The following is a 23578-nucleotide window of genomic DNA, read 5'->3' on the forward strand; positions in this document are numbered from 1 at the left end:
GATTTTGGTTTTATACAAAGATGTGTGTACACCGTAGCCGCTTGCGGGGAGGGGTTGGGGGTGGGGTGTTAGGGACTTTTGCAAGAGGTCTAATTATCTAGAAAATATCTCCTTAGCACAACCCAGCAAACTAACGTCAATCTTGGGTTTCGTCTCTAGTCGCCATGAAAATTACAGCCTCTCCACCACCCCGCCTAACAGTGCAATTTAGACGGGGTGATTTGTCGTAAATATTTTTGGATTAGTAATATAGTATAAAAATATACTTTAATATCAGCCACGAGAAAGACGATAAGCTAGGATTAAATTTCTGGCTGACAGTGGAATTTTGAGAGTGTCAACCAAATTCTTTCTGTTGTTGCCAAAACCGGATGCTCCCCACTCACACCCCCTATTTTTCTTGAAAATATCTGAAAATATATGAAATTTAGAACCTGCAAATATTCTTTCGCACTCATCCTAGTCAGCTTCGGTTTTGTGCAGATAGCTGATGCTCAAACTCCTGTAGCTGCAACCTCCAAGCTATCTCAAGAAGTTTCTGTACTTCGGAAACAGGGCCCAAAAGGGTTAGAAGTATTTCTTAAATCCCATGCTAATACGTTAAATACCGCTTCTTCAGGAGCAGTTCTACCTTCCCCTGCACTTCGGGTAGCTTTAGATGAACTTTGTCAACAACGGGACTGTTACGCCTCTCGTTTATATTGGTACACTGATATAGAACAAGCCAAAGTTGCTGCTAGAACTAGTGGTAAACCCATTTTATCTCTGCGGTTATTGGGCAGGCTGGATCAAGATTTGAGTTGTGCTAATAGTAGGTTCTTCAGGGTAGCACTGTATCCGAATGTTGAAATTTCTAAGCTGCTTCAAGACCGCTTTATTTTGCATTGGCAATCAGTACGCCCTGTACCCAAAGTAACTATTGATTTTGGCGATGGACGCAAATTGGAGCGAACGATTACAGGCAATAGCATTCACTATATATTGGATGCATCAGGTCGGCCAATCGATGCTATTCCAGGATTATATAGTCCCAAAGCATTTTTGCGACAGCTACAGCAGGCTGAATTAGCAGTAAAAAATTACAGTAAACTTACACCAAGCGATCGCGAGTCTTATTTAAGAAAATACCATAGCGATCGCTTAAATTCTATCCAAGCCCAATGGGTTGCAGATTTATCGCGCCTGGGTATCCAGTCTCCCCCTAAGTTGGTAGAAATTCCCAGTAATCCCAGTCAACCACCGACAGCAGAAATAGCAAGCTCTCTAGCTGTTTCTAAAATGAGAGTTGAAACGCCAATGCTAACTGCTCTCCAGTCTGGTGCTGAACGAAATCAAAACGCCTTAGCTGAAATTACTGACGAGAAAGTTTGGAACAAAATCGCTCAACTCTATGCCGCCGATGTCAAGCTAGATGGAAACAGCATTTCTTTAATTAGAGCTAAAAAGTCTCAGTCTGCCAACACTCCAAAAGATAATTTGCCGATAATAGTGAAAAATTTTGAAGCCACAATGGCTTTAGATACAGTCAGAAATGAATATATGCTGCATAGCCAAATTCATCAATGGTTTATGCAGGGTAAGCAAACCAGAAGTGTGGAAGCGCTCAATGAACAAGTATACGGACAACTATTTTTAACTCCTAGTTCTGACCCTTGGTTGGGGCTTTTCCCCAGCGATAGCTACAGCGCCATTGATAATGATGGCATTCGTTAGTAGCTCATAAACTGATGTAAGTAAAAAGGAGTGATGAGATTTTATAGCATTGACACCTCACCCATCACTCCTCATAACTTGCGCGTTGATTAGCTGTTACGCATTGTTAAATTACACCAGCTTACTACTTCATTTATCCTCTAACTAAAGAGGCGGATAATTATTAAGTTAATACGTGCTTTTGTATACAAATATTTTTAACTTATTCATATCTATCTTGGCAATTCTAGATATAGTAGTTCGACTATTGCTTGTTCTGGGTAGTTTTACTCTTGCCTATGCCAGATACTCCCATAATGAATTTGAAAATCGAAAGGCTCAGATTCCGAACTTTTGTAAGAAGTTGTGAATTTTATTAATAGACAACGTATTCAGAATCACAAATAAACTTAACTTATATTCTATGTCTTTAGTAGTAGTTGCTTGATTCTTGTGATGGAAGTTGGGGAAAGTCTTATCAGTTATTCTTAGTAACAATGGAAACAATTATCATTAGCACTAAATCATTCATTGGGGGAATGACAAAAAGGATTAAACAATGATATTCAGAAATTAAGGTTGAGATGCAGGGTTTTCCAACTGTGATATCTTATCTAATTTCTTTGCTAGTTATCATTTTGACTGGCTTATCAGTTTAGTCAAAAATAAATTAGCATAATCTTAGAACGGGAGATTTGGCACTCGTATTTAGCTGAGTTTACAAAGTTTTCCCACCAAAGGTAGAAGTAATACTTAGCAAAATAGCGTAGAATTTCTTGTAAAAAAACATCTGGGTGGCAAAAGTTATCAATGGACACTTTATAATTTGCTAGATTCAATTTACTTTGAGAATCTAGATTGAATGCTAAACATGTCATTTAAAAACTAGCCCATCTGTAGCGAATGTGGAATATAACTTGTCGAAAACCTCAAATAGATGTAGTCAAATAAATGTAGTTTTATAAGTTCAATTACATAAAAGTTGCAGTTTACAACCAGTTAAATTTATCACTCAATAAAATTAAGAATGCTGCAATTTTTATAATGATCTACCTAGTAGATTTTTTTGCTCAACCTCTGCAAGTAAGTAGCGGGGATTTAAGGTGAACATAGAAAAATTTATCCAACGCACGGAAGTATTGCACAAGCGTTTAGCAGATTTATACGAAACTGCTAGCGTACTACCTTGGATTTCCCCGGATTTGCTGCCGCAAGCTTTCAAGGAACTCTATAACACCTCAAAGATAGTACAGCTAGCGGCGGAGGAACTTGATCAGCAAAATGAGGAACTAATAAAAACACGAAATTGGCTAGAGGCAGAACGCCAACACTACCAAGATTTATTCGAGTTAGCGCCAGACGGCTATTTAGTAACTAATACAGAAGGAATCATCCAAGAAGCTAACCTCACCGCAGCTAAGTTGTTAAATGTTTCCAAGCATTTTTTAGTGGGCAAACCAATAGTTAACTTTGTCCTTCTAGAAGAACGTCAGCAAGTTCGCAACGAACTGATACAGCTATCGCAATCAGACAGAGTTAGAGAGTTATTGGTACGTTTGCAGCAACGTTATGGCGAGTTCTTTGATGCGGCTTTGACAGTGACAGTTGTCCGCCATCAACAGGGTAAGGCAATTTCTCTGCGCTGGATGGTGCGTAATATAACCGAGCGTCAGCAATTAGAATCAGCAAGAGTTAAAGACAAGAGTGACATTTTCAACAATCGCCCCCTACATGAATATGATAAAGGAGAAACTATTCCCCTCAACCCATTAGTAATTTGGTATGTTTCTCAGGGTTTGGTGAAACTCAGTACCTACTGTGAAACGGGTGAAGAAGTGCTAATCGGATTGGCAACACCAGGAATGGTTTTTGGTTCTAGTTTGACATCTTTAGACATTTACCAAGCAACAGCGCTTGCTGATGTTGACTTAGTGTCAATTTATGCAACAGAACTATCAGCTTCTGCAACACTGAGCCATACACTTCTACCAAAAATTAAGCAGCGGTTACAGCAAACAGAATCTTTTTTAGCAATTTGTGGCAGACGGCGAGTACAAGATCGCTTACAGCATCTATTACAACTTTTGAAACGAGAAGTGGGTGAAACTGTACCAGAGGGAACTCGCCTAAATGTTCGCTTTACTCACGAAGATATTGCTAGCGCTTGCTGTACCACTAGAGTAACAATTACACGATTGATGGGGAAATTGCAAGAAGAAGGTATAATCAGTTTCGACTTAAAAAAACATATTATCTTGAGAGATGTCGATTGATTACATTTTTGTTAAGCAAATATCAGTTGCCAGCCAATCATAAAAATTGCTATATCTGCAAAAACATGGCTGATGTATCCGGGCCAGATTGAGGAATAATTTAAGTAGCACCATGACCAAATCGCCCCTGCTAGAAACACCCCCAATGAGCATAATGTTGTCGCATGCCAGTCGAAGTAAGCTGCTAAACCAACAACGTGATGAATCGTAAAAAATAGTGCAGACAGTACTACAGCTAAAGGACTTGATACCAAAATTTCACATTTACGATAAACAAACCAACGCCAGACAAATTCCTCAAGCAAAGAGTTGACAAATATCCAATACACTGAACCAACTAAGTAAATCACAAAACTGTTCAATCCAACTTGTGTAGCTCGATCGCGAACATATTCAACATCTATCCATTTTGCTCCCAGTAGCCAATAAACAATCAAGATGATGCCTAGCATCAATAGCCCTAATCCGACTCCAGCCAATAAATCGCGTCTTTTAGGATATTCAAATTTTAAATTCTCTTTATCAACAAATAATAACCAAATAATGGGTAGTACCAACAACCAGATTTTAGATAATAAAGCTACTAAATGTCCTTGAAAGCCAGGGAGTATATATAGTTGAGTTGTAATACCAATACTCGGAACTGGCACAAGTAACAACAGAGCTAGTAGTGCATTATGATTTTGGTTAGCTTTTAGCATGGAGAGATTTATATTGTATTTCGATGGTTTTAACTTTTAAACCACATCTAGTTTTAAATCCATAGTTTTTATATCAAGTTAAGATGATTACTTTTAATAAAATTTATATTAACGAGGTTTACTCTCAAGACTTTCCGTGAAGGCAAGAGACGCGATGAATCGCCGTCTCTACAATAATTAGTCTTTTGTGGAGACGGCGATTTGTGTCTTGATGATGATTTTTCACATTTTTGTGAACCGTATTGGTTTACTATTAATTTTTATATGCAAACTATAAAACATGAGTATCATAATTAGACTTGAATAAAGTGACACTTTGTATATTGCCACATAAATTTAATACTAAAACTTCTATGAATTTGTGTGTAATATTCCTGCGATCGCAGCATTTTGATAATACTGTGCTGATACAGCACTTTGCAACTAAATGAGGTAAAGAACCAAGGATTCACAAATCAAATTATTCTTCTCTCTCCTGCCTCCTGCCTTCTCCCAAGGGGAGACGCTAAAAGCGATCTGCCTCCTACCTACCTCAAAACCAGGGACTTTGTGCCTCATGCAAAAGAAAATTGCTGTATATTTGTTTACACACAATTAAAATTCACAGTGTATTGCAATGTTGTGAAGGTCTGGGATTTGAGGCGGAAATCAATACTGATTGTCCTAAATACAACTTTGCGTAAAATTGTAGTATTTTCAACTTTATGGAGACGTAACGCTATGCAAACAGGGAATTCAAAATGTACCCAAAATAATGTATATGTGATTGAAGGCGTATTGCTAAAATCGCGATGTCTAGGTTGGGCTACGCCTACGCAACATTAAAAGCGGCTATGCACACATTTGGCAAAAAAATTCCATCATTGGGCTACATTTTAGCACTGGATTTAGGTACGACAGGCAACCGCGCCTTTGTATTTAACGCAGACGGCAAGATTGTTGGGCAGGCATATAAAGAATTAACTCAGTATTATCCTCAGCCAGGATGGTTAGAACATGACCCTCAACAAATCTGGCAGGATACCTGTTGGGTGATGCAAACTGCAATTGCAAATTCCCAGATTGTACCATCAGCGATCGCAGCTTTGGGACTAACTGTACAACGCGAAACCTGTTTGATTTGGGACAAAGCTACTGGTAAACCACTCCATAAAGCGATCGTCTGGCAAGATCGCCGCACTGCTCCCCTTTGCCATCAATTACAAGAGCAAGGTTACGCTGATGAAATTTACGATCGCACCGGATTAATCATTGATGCCTATTTTTCTGCTACCAAACTTAGATGGCTATTAGACAATTTTCCAGATGTTGACCTGAATAATGTCTTAGCAGGTACTATTGATAGCTGGGTATTATGGAACCTCACAGGTGGAAAAGTCCACGCCACTGACCACAGCAACGCCAGCCGTACAATGTTGATGAATCTCAAAACCTGTGAGTGGGATGAGACTTTACTGGATCTATTTCAAATTCCAGCGCATATTTTGCCCCAGATTCAGCCGAGTTTAGGAGTATTCGGAGTTACTGATGCGACTTTGTTGGGTGCTGAAATTCCCATTACTGCCATTTTAGGAGATCAGCAAGCAGCTCTATTTGGTCATGGCTGCGATCGCCCCGGTTTGATGAAATGCACTTACGGGACTGGTAGCTTTTTGGTTGCTCACACAGGAAAAAAAATTGTGCGATCTCTACGAGGGGCTACGCCTACGCACCATAAACTTATTTCGACAGTGGCATGGACACAAGCAAATACCAGCAATACTTTAGATGTCGGCTATGCCTTAGAAGGCAGTATGTTTACTAGTGGTGCTTGTATTCAATGGTTGCGCGATCGCCTGAAGCTGATTAAAACTGCTGCTGAAACTGAAGCGATGGCCAATCAGGTAAAAGATAATGGCGGAGTCTACTTTGTGCCTGCATTTAGTGGACTGGGCGCACCTTATTGGGATATGAGCGCTAGGGGAGCTTTTTTCGGCATTACCGCCAGTGTACAACCAGAGCATCTAGTTCGTGCCGTGTTGGAAGCGATCGCTTATCAAGTTCTGGAGGTGGTGCAAGCAATTAACGCATCTAGCAGTACTCCAGTTGGGCGATTAACCGTAGATGGTGGTGCTTGCGAGAATAATTTTTTGATGCAGTTTCAAGCTGATGTGTTAGGTATTCCAGTTGAACGTCCGATAATGCGCGATACCACTGTTCAGGGTGCAGCATTTGCAGCAGGTTTAGCTGTAGGATTTTGGGAGAGCTATGAAACACTGGTGGAACAACGGCAAATTGAGCGTGTGTTTGAGCCGAAGAGTGATTTCCCCTTGTCCAAATTTGGTACTTGGCAAAAAGCAGTGAAACGTACTCTAGCTTGGGAGGAGTAGCCCTTAACAAAAAACGAGTTAAAGGGAAAATTCATATCCTGAAACGGGAAGGCGAAGGAACAAATACTATCTCCTATCGAACTAATTCTGAGCTTTTTGGTGTGGATGGTGAAAGCAGGTTAATTTCATTCAAAAATCGATCGTTAAAATAACTCTTACTTTGTCAAAATATAACTTCCATATAATAAAAAACGCATGACTACTAAACCGAAGATTTTCATTGATGGAGAATCAGGAACCACAGGCTTACAAATTTACTCACGCCTGAACCAACGGGATGATATCGAGTTAGTTAGCATTGAAGCATCTAAACGTAAAGATGCAAATGAGCGAACCAAACTAATCAATGCTGTTGATGTTATCATTCTCTGCCTGCCTGATGATGCAGCCCGCGAAGCTGTTAGCTTAGTCAGTAATACTAGGGTTAAGATCCTTGATGCTAGTAGTGCCCATCGCACGGCTAAGGATTGGGTATATGGTTTCCCAGAACTAAATCCAGGACAGCGAGAGAAAATCGCCAGCGCCCAGTTTGTCAGCAATCCGGGCTGTTATCCCACAGGATTTTTAGCTTGTATCCGTCCGTTAATTGCTAAAGGACTCCTGAACAGTAACTTTCCCATCACCGTTAATGCAGTATCAGGTTACTCTGGTGGCGGAAAGAACCTGATCAAACAGTATCATACCTTCCACGAACAGCAAGCCGGGGCAGAATCACTCTACCCTTATGGCATCTACGGTTTGCAGTTTGGGCATAAGCACGTCAAAGAAATGCATCAGTATTCAGGGTTAGCATCACCGCCGCTGTTCGTACCAGCCGTGGGAGATTTTGAGCAGGGGATGTTAGTACAGATACCTTTGCCACTGGGAAGTTTAGATAATCCACCATCAGGTAAAGTTATCTATGAAGCGATCGCTGACTACTACCAAAGTGAAAAGTTCGTGCAGGTTGCTCCATTCCAAGATTCTACACTGCTCAGAGACGGAACATTTCTAGATGCGATTGCACTGAACGGTACTAATATTGTTCAGGTTTTTGTATTCGCCAATGACACCACCAAAGAAGTCTTGCTAGTTGCTCGTCTTGACAATCTGGGTAAAGGCGCATCAGGAGCGGCAGTCCAAAACCTAAACATCATGCTCGGTTTTCCAGAAGAGTTGGGATTGTCATGAAAAAGGGTTAAACGGTGAGGAGTGGGGAGCAGGGGGGCAGGGGAGCAGAGGGGCAGAGGGGCAGAGGAGCAGAGGAGCAGGGGAGAAGTTGTAGTAAGTTTTTCCTGTCTGCCTCTTGTGCCCAATGCCCATTATCTTGATTTTTCTTTCAGTTCTTCAAGCAATTGAATTACATTATGCTCAAATGCTTTGTTTCGCTCTTGAACTGATTCAATTAACGGTTTATCAAAAAGATTAACGACATACTTAGCTAGCTGAATCCCTAGAGGTCTTAAATGTCCACCTGCTAGAGTTTTCCGAAAATCTTGCGGTGGCTTTTGCAGAATATTAGTAAACCATTCACAGGTTGATTTAGCAATATTGTCTGATTTGAAACAGACTAAACCCATGATATTAAATAGCCCACTATCCTTGATTAAATGCTGGGTTTCTTCAACAGTTGGTTTCACACCCCAACCAAGATTGTCGATGATATCCGCTAAAAATTGAGGACGAATTGCACTCCCTGTGTCAGCAATGGCAGGTGCTAATAGGATAGATACCTGTCCTTTAATGAAGACACTGTTAATGTTGATATTCTTATGCACATAAGTGTAAATTAATTTTTTAACTTCATCCCTTTTTCGCGTTAGTTCATCAAAGAGAATGTTAATGTCTGCAATCACACTTTCTATCTGTGACTCATCGGAAGTTTTAAATAGTAGCTTCCGAATAAACTGTTCTCTCTCTTGAGCATCTGGAGGTAAAGCAGTAAATCCTTCTAACAGCGAGATATATTTACAGCCAAGGCTATGTCCAATCCAAGAAAAGTTTTTATCATCTAGATAGGCTTCATAATCATATCCTGCAACACTTGCCATTTTCACAAGCTCTGGCAGAATTTCATACTGTTCTCTCATGAGAAAACCAGCTTCTACATAATGGTTAAAAGTAAAATTAAATGGCAAAAGAATAATTGTATATCCCTGCTCGAATAGAGATTGAAGCAGATAACGATAAAAAAGCATAGGGCCAAATGTACCAAAGAAAGCCCCAGCAATAAATTGAATTACCCCTTTAGGCTTTGGATGTAAAGCAACCCAACTGTGAGAAACTGGTTTAAATCTCAGTTTTAAATTCATATTTACCATGACTTATTTGTAGGTATATGCTGAATCTCCAAACTGAAGTTATTGCTTTTCGGATTATTCAAAAGATTTTTTTACAAAACTGCGATCGCTTCGTTACCGAATAACCAGAACTCTCCTAATGGCCTGGCCTTAATTCCCCTAGTTAGCCGTGGTTAAAACTATTTCACCTTAGCGCGGAAGCGGACAAAACCATAAGAATTCGCTGGTGTGCCAGATCCAGTAGCTGCGGGTAGATTGGGAAAACTTGGGACTGTAATATTGACCACTACTGCCCCATTGGTGTTAGTACCACAGTATGATGGTGTACCTGAGTCATTAGCTGTATAAAAATACCCGCGATCGCTATCTCCTACATTAGTGAGATAAAGTGTAGGTGTAGTAGAACCAATAGCTAGGGCAATTCCTCGATCTGCTGCTGGTAAGCCACCATCACTAGGAGTCATGCCATTAAAAGCAGTAGGAATAAAATTAACATTATTCGGAACTAAATCGCAGAATTTCACATTAGTTGCATTACCAAGACCATTGGAAAGGAAATATATAGTGTATTCCAACTCATCTCCCGGTTTGACAGTGCCAGCATTAATTAATCCTCGCAAGTAGCCAGCAGGCCATTTAGACTCGTTATCATCAGTAGCATAAGGTTCTGGTACATAGTTACTGGCATTAGTAGCAACGTCACTGCGACCATCCACAATATCAGTTAAATCTTGGTTGTTGAGGCGGGTAATGCGTTTAATTAACAGCAATTTAGGGTTAGAATTAATAACATTTAATACTGTAAATAAAGTAGGATCGTCATCTGCTGTACTGGCAGGACTATTACCAGTATCTACACCATTATCAGTAATTTGTAAGAACGAATTACCGAGAGTAGGTGGATTATTAGTAGCACCAGCAGAGTCTGCATCTGTGAACACTGTACCAACAGTTCCTGTAGGATTATCAGGTGTGTTAAAATTAGCATTTGCTTGGTTACTAATTGGATTACCGCCATTGGCATTATTAATCGTGGCAGTAATTTTAATGGTGATAGTATCGCCTACACGCAGAGTTCCAGAATTTGTCACAGCACCAGCGCCGTTGTAACTAGGATTGAGAGTGATGTTATTTCCCGCAGTAACAGTTGAAATTACCTTACTTACAAAGGTTAACTGTGAGGGCAATGAGTCGTTAATGACAAAGTTAATTGCATCGCTATTACCTGGATTTAGGTTGGAGTAAGTGATGGTATATTCGATGCGATCGCCTACAGTCACAGTTCCGCTACTATCATTGTCTGCAAGGAAGCGAACAGATTTGCTTCCTATGACATTTGCTTGAGTGCTAGTAGTAATTACCAAGGGAGTATTGATTGCTTCACTTGGAAAATATGTCCAAGTATCTATTCCCTTATAGTCACCATAATTACTACTAAATTCATGTTCTCCTGACACACTATTAATCCCTCTAGCAGCATTACGCGGGTTAGTAGCTCCCGTACCATCTAAGTTAATCGCCGTGCCGTTAGCAGAAGTATAATTGCTGTCGTTGTAATAAACGGTCGTCGATCCAATCTGCTGTCCATTTTGATCTACAAGGTTAGGAAAAGCAGCCGGAGGGTTTTCCATTGTAATTTTAAACCCTAGCGTATTATTTTCGGCATCCAACATGGGAAAGTGATATTCACCCGACCGTGTTGTAATTATGGCATTGTATGGTAAGTTTCCTGGTCGAGGTAGGAGATTTACCCCATTTGCATCCTTTCCATTCCAAAGCACCACATTTGAGCCTAGAGATAGCACATTTTGTAGTACTCTATCGCTACTAGGGTCATAAATACCATCAGTGTTGGTGTCAATAATTATTTGATAGCTACCACTTGAACTGGCATTGAAGCTAAAATTGCCTCCCACACCCACAGAAGTTTGGTTCCCACTACCTCCATTACCCCCAGTAAACTTGAACGAAGTCGGTACTATCGGAACATTTGCTGCAATAGGAATACTCAAAGCATTGAGGGTTGCAGTGTCGGGGCGATTGAAGAAAACTAGGTGAGTAATGTCTGTTGTAGTATCAGTAACATTCGGACTTTGAACTTTTACATTGCCATAAAAGTTGAGTGTGCTGTTTGGGTCTGGCGGGGAATTGATAGAGTGATAAAGTGTAGAACCGTTACTGTCAATATATCCCCGGCTATTAGCAAAAAATATGAAGCCAAAAGGATCGACTCCATTCATGTCAGTTTCGTAACGATACCCATCTTTAGTTTGAATATAGAGCTTAGAGTTAAGTCCTAAACCAGCAGGAGCGCCATTTAGCCCAGCATTTCCTCCCATATTCATAGCGATATAGTTGGTAAATACTCGCCCTTTTTTAACACCGTTACTATCTCGAACTGTGATATCCCAAGCAGCCACTCCTGAAAGTTGAGTACCATTTGTAGGAAATACCGCCGTTGTAGTTCTTGGGGGCGGATTATTATTTGTAGCACCACTTTTATCAGGAGAATGAAATTCAACTTCGTAAATACCTGTTTCTGTAGCGACGAAACTACAAGGGGTATAGCCACCGATATTAGGTAAAGGGCCGGCCGTTTCTTTGGCAACAGTATTAATCAAACCAAAGCCATTCGTTAGAACATCACAAGAGCCATTTTGACTACCAAAGGGACTGCGGTAAACAATATCTTGTGGGTCTGAAAAACTAGTAATCACACTAGAGCCAAGATTAACTGTTTCTCCTTGTTGAACATAAACTTTGAGTATAGTTTTCCGAACAATACCTGCCAGTGCTAAATCTGACCATTCCAGGTAAGGTCTATATCCACCATCAGAAACTAACTCTTTGCTGCCTTCAGCCCAGCTAGGTTGGATACTAGTTCCGAAAATACATAAAAAAAAGCCCAAGCTACTGAGCCATAATTTTTGACGGCTAATTGTTAACGGCTTTTTCATAGTTCTTTTTAGTGGATTGTCCGCAATCAGAGAAAATTTATCATTTTCATCAATATTTACTGTGGCGATCGCTTTTAATTTATTAAGTAAATATCTCATCATTTAGTTCCAATAAAAATACATAATATGTGAGTAATGATATTGAGTTTATAAATATACAAATAGCAGCATGAAAATTAAAACGTTTTTGCACTAGATTCAAAGCGGATAAAAATCGTTACGACAATAGTATTCCCACAAGGAAGGGTTAATTCGTAAGAGACGTTCATTCCAACGTCTTTACATCAAATAACCCTTTTATATTTCACGCCTTTGTATCCCCCTCATTGCAGCCTTGAGTTTACCCACCAAAGTTTTCATCGCTGATTCCTGTGGCTGGCGCGCTACAGGTTTTTGTTGTCCAAAGCCGTCAAACAATTCATTCAGCTTAACCGTAAAGCCCAAATACGCCCCACCTGCGGAACGTGTTCCTGAGAAATCTCGGTCATCAACTTTCCCAAAGACATAACCAGCCGAAACGCGCAGGTTAGGCGTGAGGTAATAGCCTGTTTCAAGAACAAAGCCTGTCTCACTGTAGCTAGACTGACTAATTACACGAGCCTCACCCACCAAATCCCAGCTATATCCCAAACGATAGGTAGCGCGTACTTGGGCCAGATTTACTGTGCTAGTACCGGCTAAATCGTTAGCTATGTAAGAGGTACTGTTACGCAACGCATACTTCCCGTAGAATTCCCATTGCCAGTTAGGAGCGTAAATCGCTTCTAAAGCAAAGGTATGGTCTTGGGAACCCGTACCACTTCCTAACAGGATTGTGTCAGGGATAGTTGATGGATTTTGGCGATATTCATAACGCAATAAAGCATTAAATTTATCGCTATTGGGGTCGCGGTAAGCTAAACCCAACTTGAGGTTAGCAGTATCTCCCAATCCTGAAAGCTTTTGATTGGAAGAACCGGCTTGTTGATAACGTACTAAAGCTGTGAGAGCCGGAGAAATTTTACCCGCAGCACCTGCGGTAATTACTGTATTACTCCCACCAGAAGAGGAACGATGTTCATAACGGGCACTAGCTTGAAACTGCGGATTATCGCTGTATTCCAGCCCTACACTGTAGCTATCACCACCATCAAACCCGATCGCAGATGCTGCTTGACCAAAAGCGTAGGGTTGGGCATATTGTTGACCTGCCGCCGTGCGTCCAAAGAAGTTGCCAAATACGTGTTCGTAAGCAACGTTCAGCCGCAATCCCGAAGCAATAGTCCAGCGGTTATTTAGACCAATTGCACCTTGGGTAGTCACTTCGTTAGCACCACCCAAAATTGAGTAGCGACCGGTCAAGGTAGTATCCGATCCGAGTTTGTGTTCGCCGTTGACACTCAAGCTAGTGACGGAATTACCCGAATATTGACCGCTACTGTAATACTGTTGGGCTAGACTAACGCTGACACCAGGAATTACCGCCCAATTCAACCCCAAAATGGTACGGTCTGGGTAAACAGTATCTTTTTGGGAAGATAAGCTGAGTTCATTTTGGGCTTGGAAGGTCAGGTTTTTAGCAAGGGGAACTGAAAAACGCGATCGCAGTTGATCCGAATTACTACTCAAGCTACTGTCGGGGATACGGTCTTCCCGACGACGATGAATCCAATCCAAATCGATAGTGGCTCTACCTAAGCGTTGTTGAATCCCAGCGGAAATCGTCGTCAGTGAATTATCAACCTTACTACCAGGTATCGCCTCATAACGCGGTGCAAACAGTTCTTCAAAGGTATCTAGAGGTTGGGGAGCAATCCCAAAATTGTCTTCGCGATCGTATTGCGCTCTGACGTTGGTAGTTGAGGTGAGTTTAGCTGTAACCTGCGCTCCATAACGGGTTTGTCCGGGGACAAAGCTGATAGTGGAATTATTGGCAAAACCCGTATCAGCAAAGCGATAATAGGCACGACCTTGAATCCCATTAGTAATCTTTCCTTCAACTTCTAAACGGTAAGCATCACCTCTGACTTTTCCCACAACATCAGAATCATTCGTAGAATGGGCATATTCTGCGATTAACTTACCGTTATCACCCAAAGCAATCAGCGCATCTGCGCCGTAGAGTTGAAAGTCGCGTACCCCGTGATTTTCTTGAACGTAAGTTGCTCCTATCCAACTTTCCTGGTTAAGTTTGCGGGAAAGATTATATTGCAAACGACCAGCATAGATGCTCCCGTCAGAGTCTTCGCTGTCATATTGATAGCTAACAACAATCCGACGTACCAATACTTGTCCGGTTCGATCGATATCGGTACGAAGAATCGGTTCGCGGAATAATAAAGTACCGCGATCGTAGTCGATTTCGTAGTCTGGGCCTCGGTTAAGTTGTTTGCGTTCTAATACAGTCCCAGGACGATTGAGTTCTTCTAACTCGATAAAGACATTTTCACTACCTGCTTGTAATAGTCTGCGAGAGAGGAAGTAATAGCCACTAGTACCATCGGGAGCAATAGTATCTCGTTGAAACCCTTCTAAGTGGTCGCCATAGAAACCTGTAATTTGTAGGTTTCCTAAGTTGTAGTTAGCTTTAAAACCGTGGAGTTGACGGGTGATAGAAGTAAATTGCTGCGATCGCCGCGCAAATTCTTCTGTGTTATAGTCACCCCACATCGCATAATCAGGATCGGAGCCAGGGGTACGAGCTGAACGCTCAAAACGCAAAAATACACTGTCAATGGAAGGAGCAACTACATCAACTTTTGAGCTATCGCCGTAGACAGGATAGTTTTGCTCGCTGAATTGGTAAGTTCTAAACAGGCGATTATCGCAGTTGCAATCTTCATTGAGGTTACGAGAACTGTTGTATGCGCCTGTAAATAACCATTCCCCGATCGCACCAGTGGCAAATATCGCTGAATGGAAATCTAATTGGGTTCCGTTGTTTTTGTCAGGGGGGAGGAAATCACGGAAACTGCCATAATAATTTGTACCTCTAGCACCCAAACGTAAATCTATGACTCCAGTAACTAAACTCGGACGTAGTGCTGTTTCAAATTGTAGTTGGGTGAAGGCTTCTAAATCATTTGCGATCGCGCGAATTGTCACAGTTTCTGCCTTCAGTTGCGATCGCAACGTCGCTGTAAATTGCCCCGCTTTCGCCTCCACTTGAAATCCGGGTTCATCAGGCTTGAAGTCTTTCCCGACTAACTCCCCAGCAGTGGGTATGAGGGTGACAACAGCATCACGATTTGAGCGATTACCACTTGCATCGATGAGTTGACCCCGAATTGTCGCCGTAGAACGTCCATCCGCCGGGATACGAGACTCAACTGTTTCTAAAGTTAATTGCTTCGGCGCTCCCCGAACTGCGACTTGCACTGTTACAGGGGGTTCTGTTCCTCCAACAACTTGTGCAGAGATGGTGTTTGCACCTTCTTTTAACGAGACACCATACCATGTCTGCGTTACTAAATTGGTGGTAGCATCAGTTTCCGTCCGTCCTACTAAAGAAGGATCTACCAATGCGCCATTTACCCGCAACTCCACTTGACTACCAGCAGGAAACTGCACAATTACCGTACTAGCTTGTACATCTACAACACTGTCAGCCGTCGGAGTCAGGATTTTGATTGCTGTCGAGATAGGGACAGTGGGAGACACAGGAAGATTTTCATTTACCCCTTGTCCCTTTGTCCCGGTGTCCTCTACTCCTGCAATTTTGCCTAATCCTCTAGGCAAACCTACAGAAGTTGCTGGTTGAAATGGTTGTATTTCTGTTGGAGAAGCATGAAATAGTGTTTCAGTATTTTTGCGTTCGTCGTTCTTATCCTCTATTTCTGATATTTTGCCTAAGTCTCTGGGCAAATCTACAGAAGTTTCTGGTTGAAATGGTTGTATTTCTGTTTCACTTAGCTGGACATTTGGAATTTCAGGAGCCGATGCTGAAGAAGTTGAAGCAAATTCGAGAGGTGGAGAATTTAAAGCCTCTCCCTTAGAAGAAGAGAGGTTTTCCAGATGCGCTGAAAAATTAGGATCTTCGACACTCTTTTCTGCTTGCGAAGGTGAATCAGGGAAAAGGAGATTTTCACTAGTGATTTCTGCTTTGACAATTGTAGGGTACAAAACAAGGCAGAAAGCTACTGGCATCACCCCCATCAATCTCAGGTTAAATGTAGTTAAACAGTGCAGTCTGGTTTTCATTTCTTGACTGGCTCCTGAAATGTTGGGGTGACAGCGAAGTTCATGCGTACTAAGCCACCAGGCTCTAAATGCACTAAGCGAGATTGGCTATTTCGTTCGCGGAATTTTTCGTTATGAGCTAGGGTGTAACCCGCGACACTGCTGAGGTCTAGTACACCTGTGTGGTAGCCAGGTAAGGCATTAGCTAGAGAGAACAAACCATTAGGATCTGTAGTGATGCGGTTTCCATCCTCCAGAAAAATCACTGCATTGGGTACTCCAGGCTCACCACGCTGTTGTTCACCATCAAAGTTTTTATCAACAAACACCCGACCGATAATCGTGCCACAGTCAGAAACGATTCCTGGACGAATTTTCAATTGGTGGGTTGCTGGGCCATCCTTAGTACTAAAACGGTTATCAGCTCGTTGAGCATTAACGATCGCAGTGTTACGACCAGTACCACGTAGCGCATCAGTTGTTATTTGAGCCGCGTAGGCAATATTCAAGACTTTCTCTGGGGAAATTGTTACATCTGTGCGGAATGTGACTGTGTTACCGTTGCGTTCTGAAGCGATCGCGACTGGTTGACCATCTAGCTCTCCTTGCACAGATTTCGGCAAGAATTGGAATCCTAAAGGTAGGTCATCGGTGACAAATATATTACTCAAACCAGCATCAGCAAGATTTTTTACTGACAGGCGGTAGATTACCGTATCTCCAGGTTCAGCAGTAGCGCGATCGCCTGTTTTGATAATCTGTAACTGATTGGCTTGACACAAATTTGTAGTGAATTCAAAGGCTAATAAATCCAGTCCCACTGTTTCTGCGTTGGGAACTAAAACAACTGTTTGCTCTAGTCTGGTTTCACCTGTAAGACTGATTGGTTGACCATCTAAAGAACTAGCGACATATCGGACGACACCATTACCTTGTGTTCCAGTGTTAGCAAGGATTTCAATCTTGACCCGCCGCTGTTTATAGATAGAATTTGGTGGTGGATTAACTACAAAAATGTAGGTTCTACCTGGAGCGGTTTGACCCTTATTCGGATCGAGTAGGAAATTGTAGACACCCGCAGGGTTATTCGTAACGAAGTAGGGATTACTATTCTCGGTATTCGGCGATTTCCCACCAGGAACGTTGTTATTAGGAATATCTGGTAACTCTGTTCGAGTCAAAGCAACCAAACTGCCCAATTCTGTCCCCGTTGGATCGCTAGAGTTGGGTTCGTATACCCCAACTGAAAAACCTGTATAGTCAGGTAAAATTGTCCCAGCGCAACCTAAAATCCGTCCTAATGGATCGAGTAAGGGGATAGGACTAACATTAATTTGCTCAGAACTTCCTTGATATTGATCATTACTAACAGAATCTGTATAAGTATAAGTAGCTTGATTTATTAATGGCAAAGACGCAACCAGATTGTTAGTCTGTTGCGCGATCGCTGGCATAGATATAGTAGTATGCAAAAAACTTCCCAGAAGAACAGTAGCTGTTAACCGTCGCCACCAGCTACCGCTAGAAGTAATTTGCTTTTGGTTTTGAGGACGGCTCACTTACCACATCTCCTCTGAAATGTCAAGCTTGTTGTTAATAAAAGCACTTATTTATTTGGGAAAATCCAGTTAAGCTAAAACTCTTTTAAAATCTCGTTTCCAGATGGAATCTAAAAATATTCTTGATTGCGGCTCTTTTCCGAGTTAGCAAGGCGGCGTGTTAATCAGCGCACTTGGGTTTGATAAGTTGCCTTGACTGTTGTCTTCGCTGCAAGTGATGGAATTTGCAAACGGATATGGGTGTAAGCAATGGCTGGGGCTGGTTTGGTTTCCACTTTGCCGCCAGGAAGAGTAACTTTAACAGTGGGATTTTCGACGAAGCTACGTCCACCATCGATGCTGTAAATTACTTTGGCATTTTTGGCGACATTGGTAGAATTCAGTACGTAGACCATTCCTTTGGGAATAGGTTGATTAAAAGTCAAATTTTTCACTAGGCGATCGCTCTGATTTTCGCCGCTCAATGTATATCGCAATACATCTCCTGGTCGCACCACAACTTGACCTTTCAAAGGTTCCCATTTCTGGCTTTGCTTACCCTGTTGATCTTGTACCACCACTTGCTTTTCTGCTTCTAAACGCAATTGAATTTGCCCTTGAGTTTTGATATTCTGAGCAACAGCACTTTCTGAATGCCATACATTTGCAATTCCCGGAATTTGACCGACAAATGGAACTGTAACAATGAGAGCGAATGCTCCTAAACCTGCAAGAGAAACACGCTTCATATAAATAACCTCAAAAAAATTCCAGAATGTGAATTGTTGACTTATCTTTCCCAGCTTTTGCTAAGAAAGAGTCACTCTCCTATTTGCTTGCTGTTTGGGGTTGGGGATAAGGTCAAATGGTTCGCAGACTCTTCTGTACTAGAGTCTGCAAATTTCGGAGTCCCCAATCCCAACGAATTAGTTCACCTTGCGTTGAAAGGTAAATGTTCTTTGAATACCCGGTGCGATCGTGCCCGTGACAGTATCCACATACTTAGCAACATCAGTGTTTGCCGTAGTTCCAGTCTGGTCAATACCAGAGTTAGTAGCTGGATTACCACTGAAAAATTGAATGGTTGCAGTCCCGGAATCCTTAGCTGAACCAACAATGTTGCTAGTATCAATTTGACCGCTGGCATCGTTGTCTAATGCCCAGTTATTTGGGAGTTTCGTACCATCTTCAGTAATTACAACTTTGTTAGCATTCAAAATCACATTCCCAGTTCCAGATTGAGGATCGGAAATATTTGTGTACTGAATTTGGTATTCAATAATGTTTCCTGGCGCAGGCTTCTTCGGATCGATACTGAATGTGCCATCATTCCCCTGGACTACAGGCCCAGTTCCTTGTAAAACTCGTGACTGTTTCAGCAGTTTTAGGAAGCCAGTGTACACGCGATCGATAGTAATGTTAGATGAATCAAAGGTATTATCGTTGCCAGTATCCTTAATTCCATCACCGTTGGTGTCCGTCGTGTAATTGTCAATCGAAGCAGTGATGGGTACTGGGAAGCCTCTATTAATATCAGTAGATAACTGCGTACCTGGAGGTAAATCAACTTCTACACCATAGTTGACACTTGCACCAGGAGCAACGTTGGGGATTGTAATTGCTGTACCAGGTGTTGTAAACACTCCCGTTGCACTATTGTAAGTATAAACAGCAGACTGACTACCGTAAGTAATAGTCACCTTCGTATTATTCGGTAAATCTCCTATATTTGTTGGTTTAGTTGGCTCTATCTTCAAAACACCTGAGTCAGTACCACTATTCTTAACAGTGTTGGTGAAGCCAACTGATTGTGGATCAAGTGTACTACCAGGTGCTGTACCAGCAGGAACGAGAGAAGATTTGTTGGTGAAGTCGTCGTCGGTTCCACCTGACGGCCCAGTAGCATCCGGGGCATTTTGCGGCCCGTTGAGTAACGCCGAAGCAATAGGCGCTTGCACTGTGAAGACGTTCGCCTCACCACCTGTACCAGTACCACTGTTGTTATTACCTGCGTCAGTTCCAGTTTCTGGAGATGCTGGAGTATTAATATAGCCATCATCAACGTTGGCAGGCGGTAGAGTATCGGGAATACCATCACCATTGGTATCTGTACCCGTAGGAGGTGTCATACTACCTGGGGAACCGTCATAGTTGCTGGGGTTTTGGTCGCCGGAGTCGTCGTATACTGGGAAATTGCTGCTGGGTGTTTGACCAAATAATTGGGCAATGTTAGCGACGGTTAAGGGTGAAGTTGCAGTTGATTCAACGGCTAGCTGAATCGAGAAGCCATTCACCGTTGTACCAGGAGCGATGGAAGTAATGATTGCTGGATTATTGATAAAACCAACGCGAGTAACTGAGGCCAAGGCTGGTGCTGTCGTAGTCCAACTAGCTGTATTAGCATTAGTTGTAACTGGATTAGTGGTGTAGACAGTTTGCCAACCAGGAGGTGCAGTCGGTGCTACTGCTAAATCTGTACCCGCAGGAATCGCATCAGAAACCAAGATATAAGTGCCAGCAGCACCATTAACATTGATGCTTGTACCCGTCAAAGCTGATGGTGTAATTCCCTGTCCTGTGGGATCGTTGGACTCAACTCGCAAACTCAAATCGTAGGTCAATTTATCATCTGTAATCGCAGTTGTGCCAGCATTGTTATAGCCACTGCGAACCTTCAGAATGGTGGCTAAAGCATATGTCTTCACCGTTAAACCAACTTTAATTTGCTCGGTGGCGCTAGCTTCCCGTGTACCATTAACTGGTGTGCCAGATACCTCACCAGCACTACCATCGGGGTTATCTACGGTGAATATGTCACCACCATCAGGACTCCGCAGTTGGTTTTGGGCATCACCAGGAGTATTACCAAGAGTAACGGTAATGACATCATTGGTTTGAGCGCCAGATTGTACAGTTACTGGGACACGTACTAACACAGTACCGTTAACCGGAACAGAAGGTGTGTCTACGCCACCTTGAGGGACGTTTATCCAAGTTTGACCACCATCAGTGCTATATTGCAGGCTATTAACTGTACCACCATTTGGTAATGTACCAGAAACTGTACCCGGCCCAGTTGTTGTCGCTTGGTTGGGAATGTGGAATTTGGTGGGGTCATTACCTACGTTAGTCAAGGTGTAGGTGTAGATTAGTAAGTCGCCAACTGCAACATTACCGCCATTGTTATCTGTGACTCCAGAAGCTGTGACGGTGATACCAGCAACCTCTGCCACGGTGACAACGACAGTGTTAGAAGTAGCGTTGATAGTTGTCCCTGGACTGTTAGGATCTTCGTAGGTTGCTGTTGCAGTGTTACTGATAGATGTACCCGCAGTCGTTCCGTCAGCTAATACGGGTGCGAGAAATTGGAAAAGGCTACCAGTTAATAATGCTGTTGCTACTAGAAATTGGTAAAGTTTACGCTGCTTATTTACAGATTGATTTCGATTTACCATAGAAGTAGTTTGTTTGCTGAACTTGTATCTCAGATTTTGAGACAGGATAAAGTTCGGCAATCCCTTTTAAGGAATTACCGATTTATGGCTGCCCAAAACATTGAAGTTTTGGGAATGCATATTTAAGGAGTTAAATTATTGACACTCCTTGGAAATGATATTGAGACAATAACCAGAAAAACTTGTCTAGTTGTTTTACGCTTACCCTTGAGAATCAAAGCTGGCAATCGCAAATATGTGTAATTTATTACTGTATTTTGCTTAGTTAGAGATGTAAATAGCAATGTAGCTTTTAAAGCAAAAAAAATCTTCCGTATAAATAAGTAACTTCTATAGCTGTGAATGAGCCCATCAAAGCTGAAAAATTAACTTTATTGTGGCAACACACATGGCAATTTTAGTGGGTTGATTCAGATGCTAAAAGCACTAAAACTTATATATAAAAATGTTTTTGAGACTTTGTTATCAGAAATATATACTGCCCTGGAGAGTCATTTAGATCAAAAAAATTGAAAATTAACTAAGCTATCTAGATCGCTTAAATAGGATAACAATTTCAATAAATGCAAGTTTGTCATAAAAAAATGCTATTTATTCATAGCATTTTCCAGTGTTAATGCTGAATAATGGAAGCTATTTTATTTTTTCATAACATTAAAGACATACGTGTAAATACTAAAAATAGAGATTACTAGTATTAAAGTTTTACAAGAATCATTCCTCTCAATACCAAACATACCCGATAATTTTTGTCGGGTATGTTTGACTGGTATTTTTGCTCGTGTTAGTATCAGGCGACAAGTGACAGACAAACAGGGAAAGCTAGTTTATGACTCAGGCAATCAAAACCCAAACCCAAACCCAAACCAGCACTGCCTACTTTCAAGCCTTGAAGTGTAAGGAATGTGGTGCGGAATATGAACTCAAAGCCAGTAATGTTTGTGAGTTATGTTTTGGCCCGTTAGAAGTCAAATATGACTACAATGCCCTACGTCTGACTGTCACTCGTGAAACAATTCAAGCTGGGCCCAATTCAATTTGGCGCTACCGTCCCTTTTTGCCTGTTGCAACCGACAATGTTATAGATGTGGGAACTGGTATGACTCCCCTAGTTCGTTCCCACCGTCTTGCCCGTCGCCTGGGTCTAAATAAGCTTTATATAAAAAATGATGCCGTGAATATGCCCACCCTGAGCTTTAAGGATCGGGTGGTGTCAGTCGCTCTATCCAGGGCGCGGGAGTTAGGTTTCACTACTGTTTCTTGCGCTAGCACTGGTAATTTGGCAAATTCTACAGCTGCGATCGCAGCTCATGCCGGTTTAGACTGCTGTGTGTTTATCCCCGCAGATTTAGAAGCTGGTAAAATTATCGGTAGTCTAATCTACAGTCCCACCTTGATGGCAGTCAAGGGCAACTACGATCAAGTCAATCGTCTCTGTTCTGAAGTTGCTAACACACATGGCTGGGGTTTTGTCAACATTAATCTGCGTCCTTATTACTCTGAAGGTTCTAAGACGCTAGGTTTTGAAGTTGCGGAACAACTAGGCTGGGAGCTACCGGATCATGTTGTTGCTCCCTTGGCATCTGGTTCGCTGTTTACCAAAATTTATAAAGGATTCCAAGAATTTATCGAAGTTGGTTTAGTAGAAAACAAGAGCGTCCGTTTCAGTGGCGCTCAAGCTGAAGGTTGTTCGCCAATTGCCCAAGCTTTCAAAGAAGGACGCGACTTTATTAAGCCAGTAAAACCGAATACAATTGCGAAATCACTAGCGATCGGCAACCCAGCAGACGGCATTTATGCTGTGGAGTTAGCTCAGAAGACTGGTGGTAATATTGAATCAGTCAATGATGCCGAAATTATTGATGGCATCAAGCTGCTGGCAGAAACCGAAGGCATCTTCACAGAAACGGCTGGTGGTACAACCGTGGCCGTGCTGAAAAAACTGGTAGAAGCTGGCAAAATCGATCCAGATGAAACTACCGTGATTTACATCACCGGTAATGGTTTGAAAACCCAAGAAGCAATCCAAGGCTACGTTGGCGAACCCTTGACTATTGATGCCAAACTCGATAGTTTTGAACGTGCACTAGAGCGATCGCGTACTCTCGATCGCTTGGAATGGCAACAAGTTCTCGTTTAGTTAGGAGTTAGGAGTT

General features: G+C 41.9%; 12 protein-coding genes. 5 read left to right on the plus strand and 7 right to left on the minus strand.

The annotated features are described in order from the left end of the window. The first annotated feature begins 420 nt into the window (after positions 1-420). A complete protein-coding gene (locus ACM0OX_RS22660) occupies positions 421-1713 on the plus strand; it encodes a hypothetical protein (protein WP_414517241.1) in 1293 nt (430 codons plus the stop codon). Between the two features lie 1082 nt (positions 1714-2795). Beyond that, positions 2796-3965: a PAS domain S-box protein gene (locus tag ACM0OX_RS22665; RefSeq protein WP_414517242.1), complete on the plus strand. Its 1170-nt coding sequence runs from the start codon at positions 2796-2798 to the stop codon at positions 3963-3965. A gap of 11 nt (positions 3966-3976) precedes the next feature. On the opposite strand, the gene ACM0OX_RS22670 is transcribed toward ACM0OX_RS22665, so the two are convergent. Next, a complete protein-coding gene (locus ACM0OX_RS22670; protein WP_414517243.1) occupies positions 3977-4666 on the minus strand; it encodes a CPBP family intramembrane glutamic endopeptidase in 690 nt (229 codons plus the stop codon). A gap of 833 nt (positions 4667-5499) precedes the next feature. Here ACM0OX_RS22670 and glpK point away from each other — a divergent pair. Continuing rightward, a complete protein-coding gene (glpK, locus tag ACM0OX_RS22675; protein WP_414517266.1) occupies positions 5500-7035 on the plus strand; it encodes a glycerol kinase GlpK in 1536 nt (511 codons plus the stop codon). 195 nt (positions 7036-7230) lie between these two features. Then, positions 7231-8205, plus strand: a complete 975-nt coding sequence (gene argC, locus ACM0OX_RS22680; RefSeq protein ID WP_414517244.1) for an N-acetyl-gamma-glutamyl-phosphate reductase — start codon at positions 7231-7233, stop codon at positions 8203-8205. Positions 8206-8336: 131 nt separating this feature from the next. Here argC and ACM0OX_RS22685 read toward each other — a convergent pair whose 3' ends face one another. From ACM0OX_RS22685 to ACM0OX_RS22710, 6 genes are all read right to left on the minus strand, one after another. Continuing rightward, positions 8337-9326: a DUF1350 family protein gene (locus ACM0OX_RS22685; protein ID WP_414517245.1), complete on the minus strand. Its 990-nt coding sequence runs from the start codon at positions 9324-9326 to the stop codon at positions 8337-8339. 167 nt (positions 9327-9493) lie between these two features. After that, on the minus strand, positions 9494-12373 hold the full coding sequence (locus ACM0OX_RS22690; protein ID WP_414517246.1) for an isopeptide-forming domain-containing fimbrial protein: 2880 nt from the start codon (positions 12371-12373) through the stop codon (positions 9494-9496). 195 nt (positions 12374-12568) lie between these two features. After that, complete coding sequence (locus ACM0OX_RS22695) at positions 12569-16450, minus strand: TonB-dependent receptor (RefSeq protein WP_414517247.1); 3882 nt, start codon at positions 16448-16450, stop codon at positions 12569-12571. Beyond that, entirely contained in the window at positions 16447-17883 is a 1437-nt protein-coding gene (locus ACM0OX_RS22700; RefSeq protein ID WP_414517267.1) for a hypothetical protein, read from the minus strand. Before ACM0OX_RS22700 ends, ACM0OX_RS22695 begins: the two co-directional genes overlap by 4 nt. A gap of 269 nt (positions 17884-18152) precedes the next feature. Beyond that, entirely contained in the window at positions 18153-18716 is a 564-nt protein-coding gene (locus tag ACM0OX_RS22705; RefSeq protein WP_414517248.1) for a hypothetical protein, read from the minus strand. Between the two features lie 177 nt (positions 18717-18893). Next, positions 18894-21422, minus strand: a complete 2529-nt coding sequence (locus ACM0OX_RS22710; RefSeq protein ID WP_414517249.1) for a beta strand repeat-containing protein — start codon at positions 21420-21422, stop codon at positions 18894-18896. A gap of 829 nt (positions 21423-22251) precedes the next feature. Between ACM0OX_RS22710 and thrC the strand changes: the two genes are divergently transcribed. Further along, on the plus strand, positions 22252-23562 hold the full coding sequence (gene thrC / locus ACM0OX_RS22715; protein ID WP_292737139.1) for a threonine synthase: 1311 nt from the start codon (positions 22252-22254) through the stop codon (positions 23560-23562). Positions 23563-23578 lie beyond the last annotated feature (16 nt).

Origin of the sequence: Nostoc sp. PCC 9305, from assembly GCF_963920915.1 — a bacterium.
In the GTDB taxonomy this organism is placed as follows: Bacteria; Cyanobacteriota; Cyanobacteriia; order Cyanobacteriales; family Nostocaceae; genus Nostoc.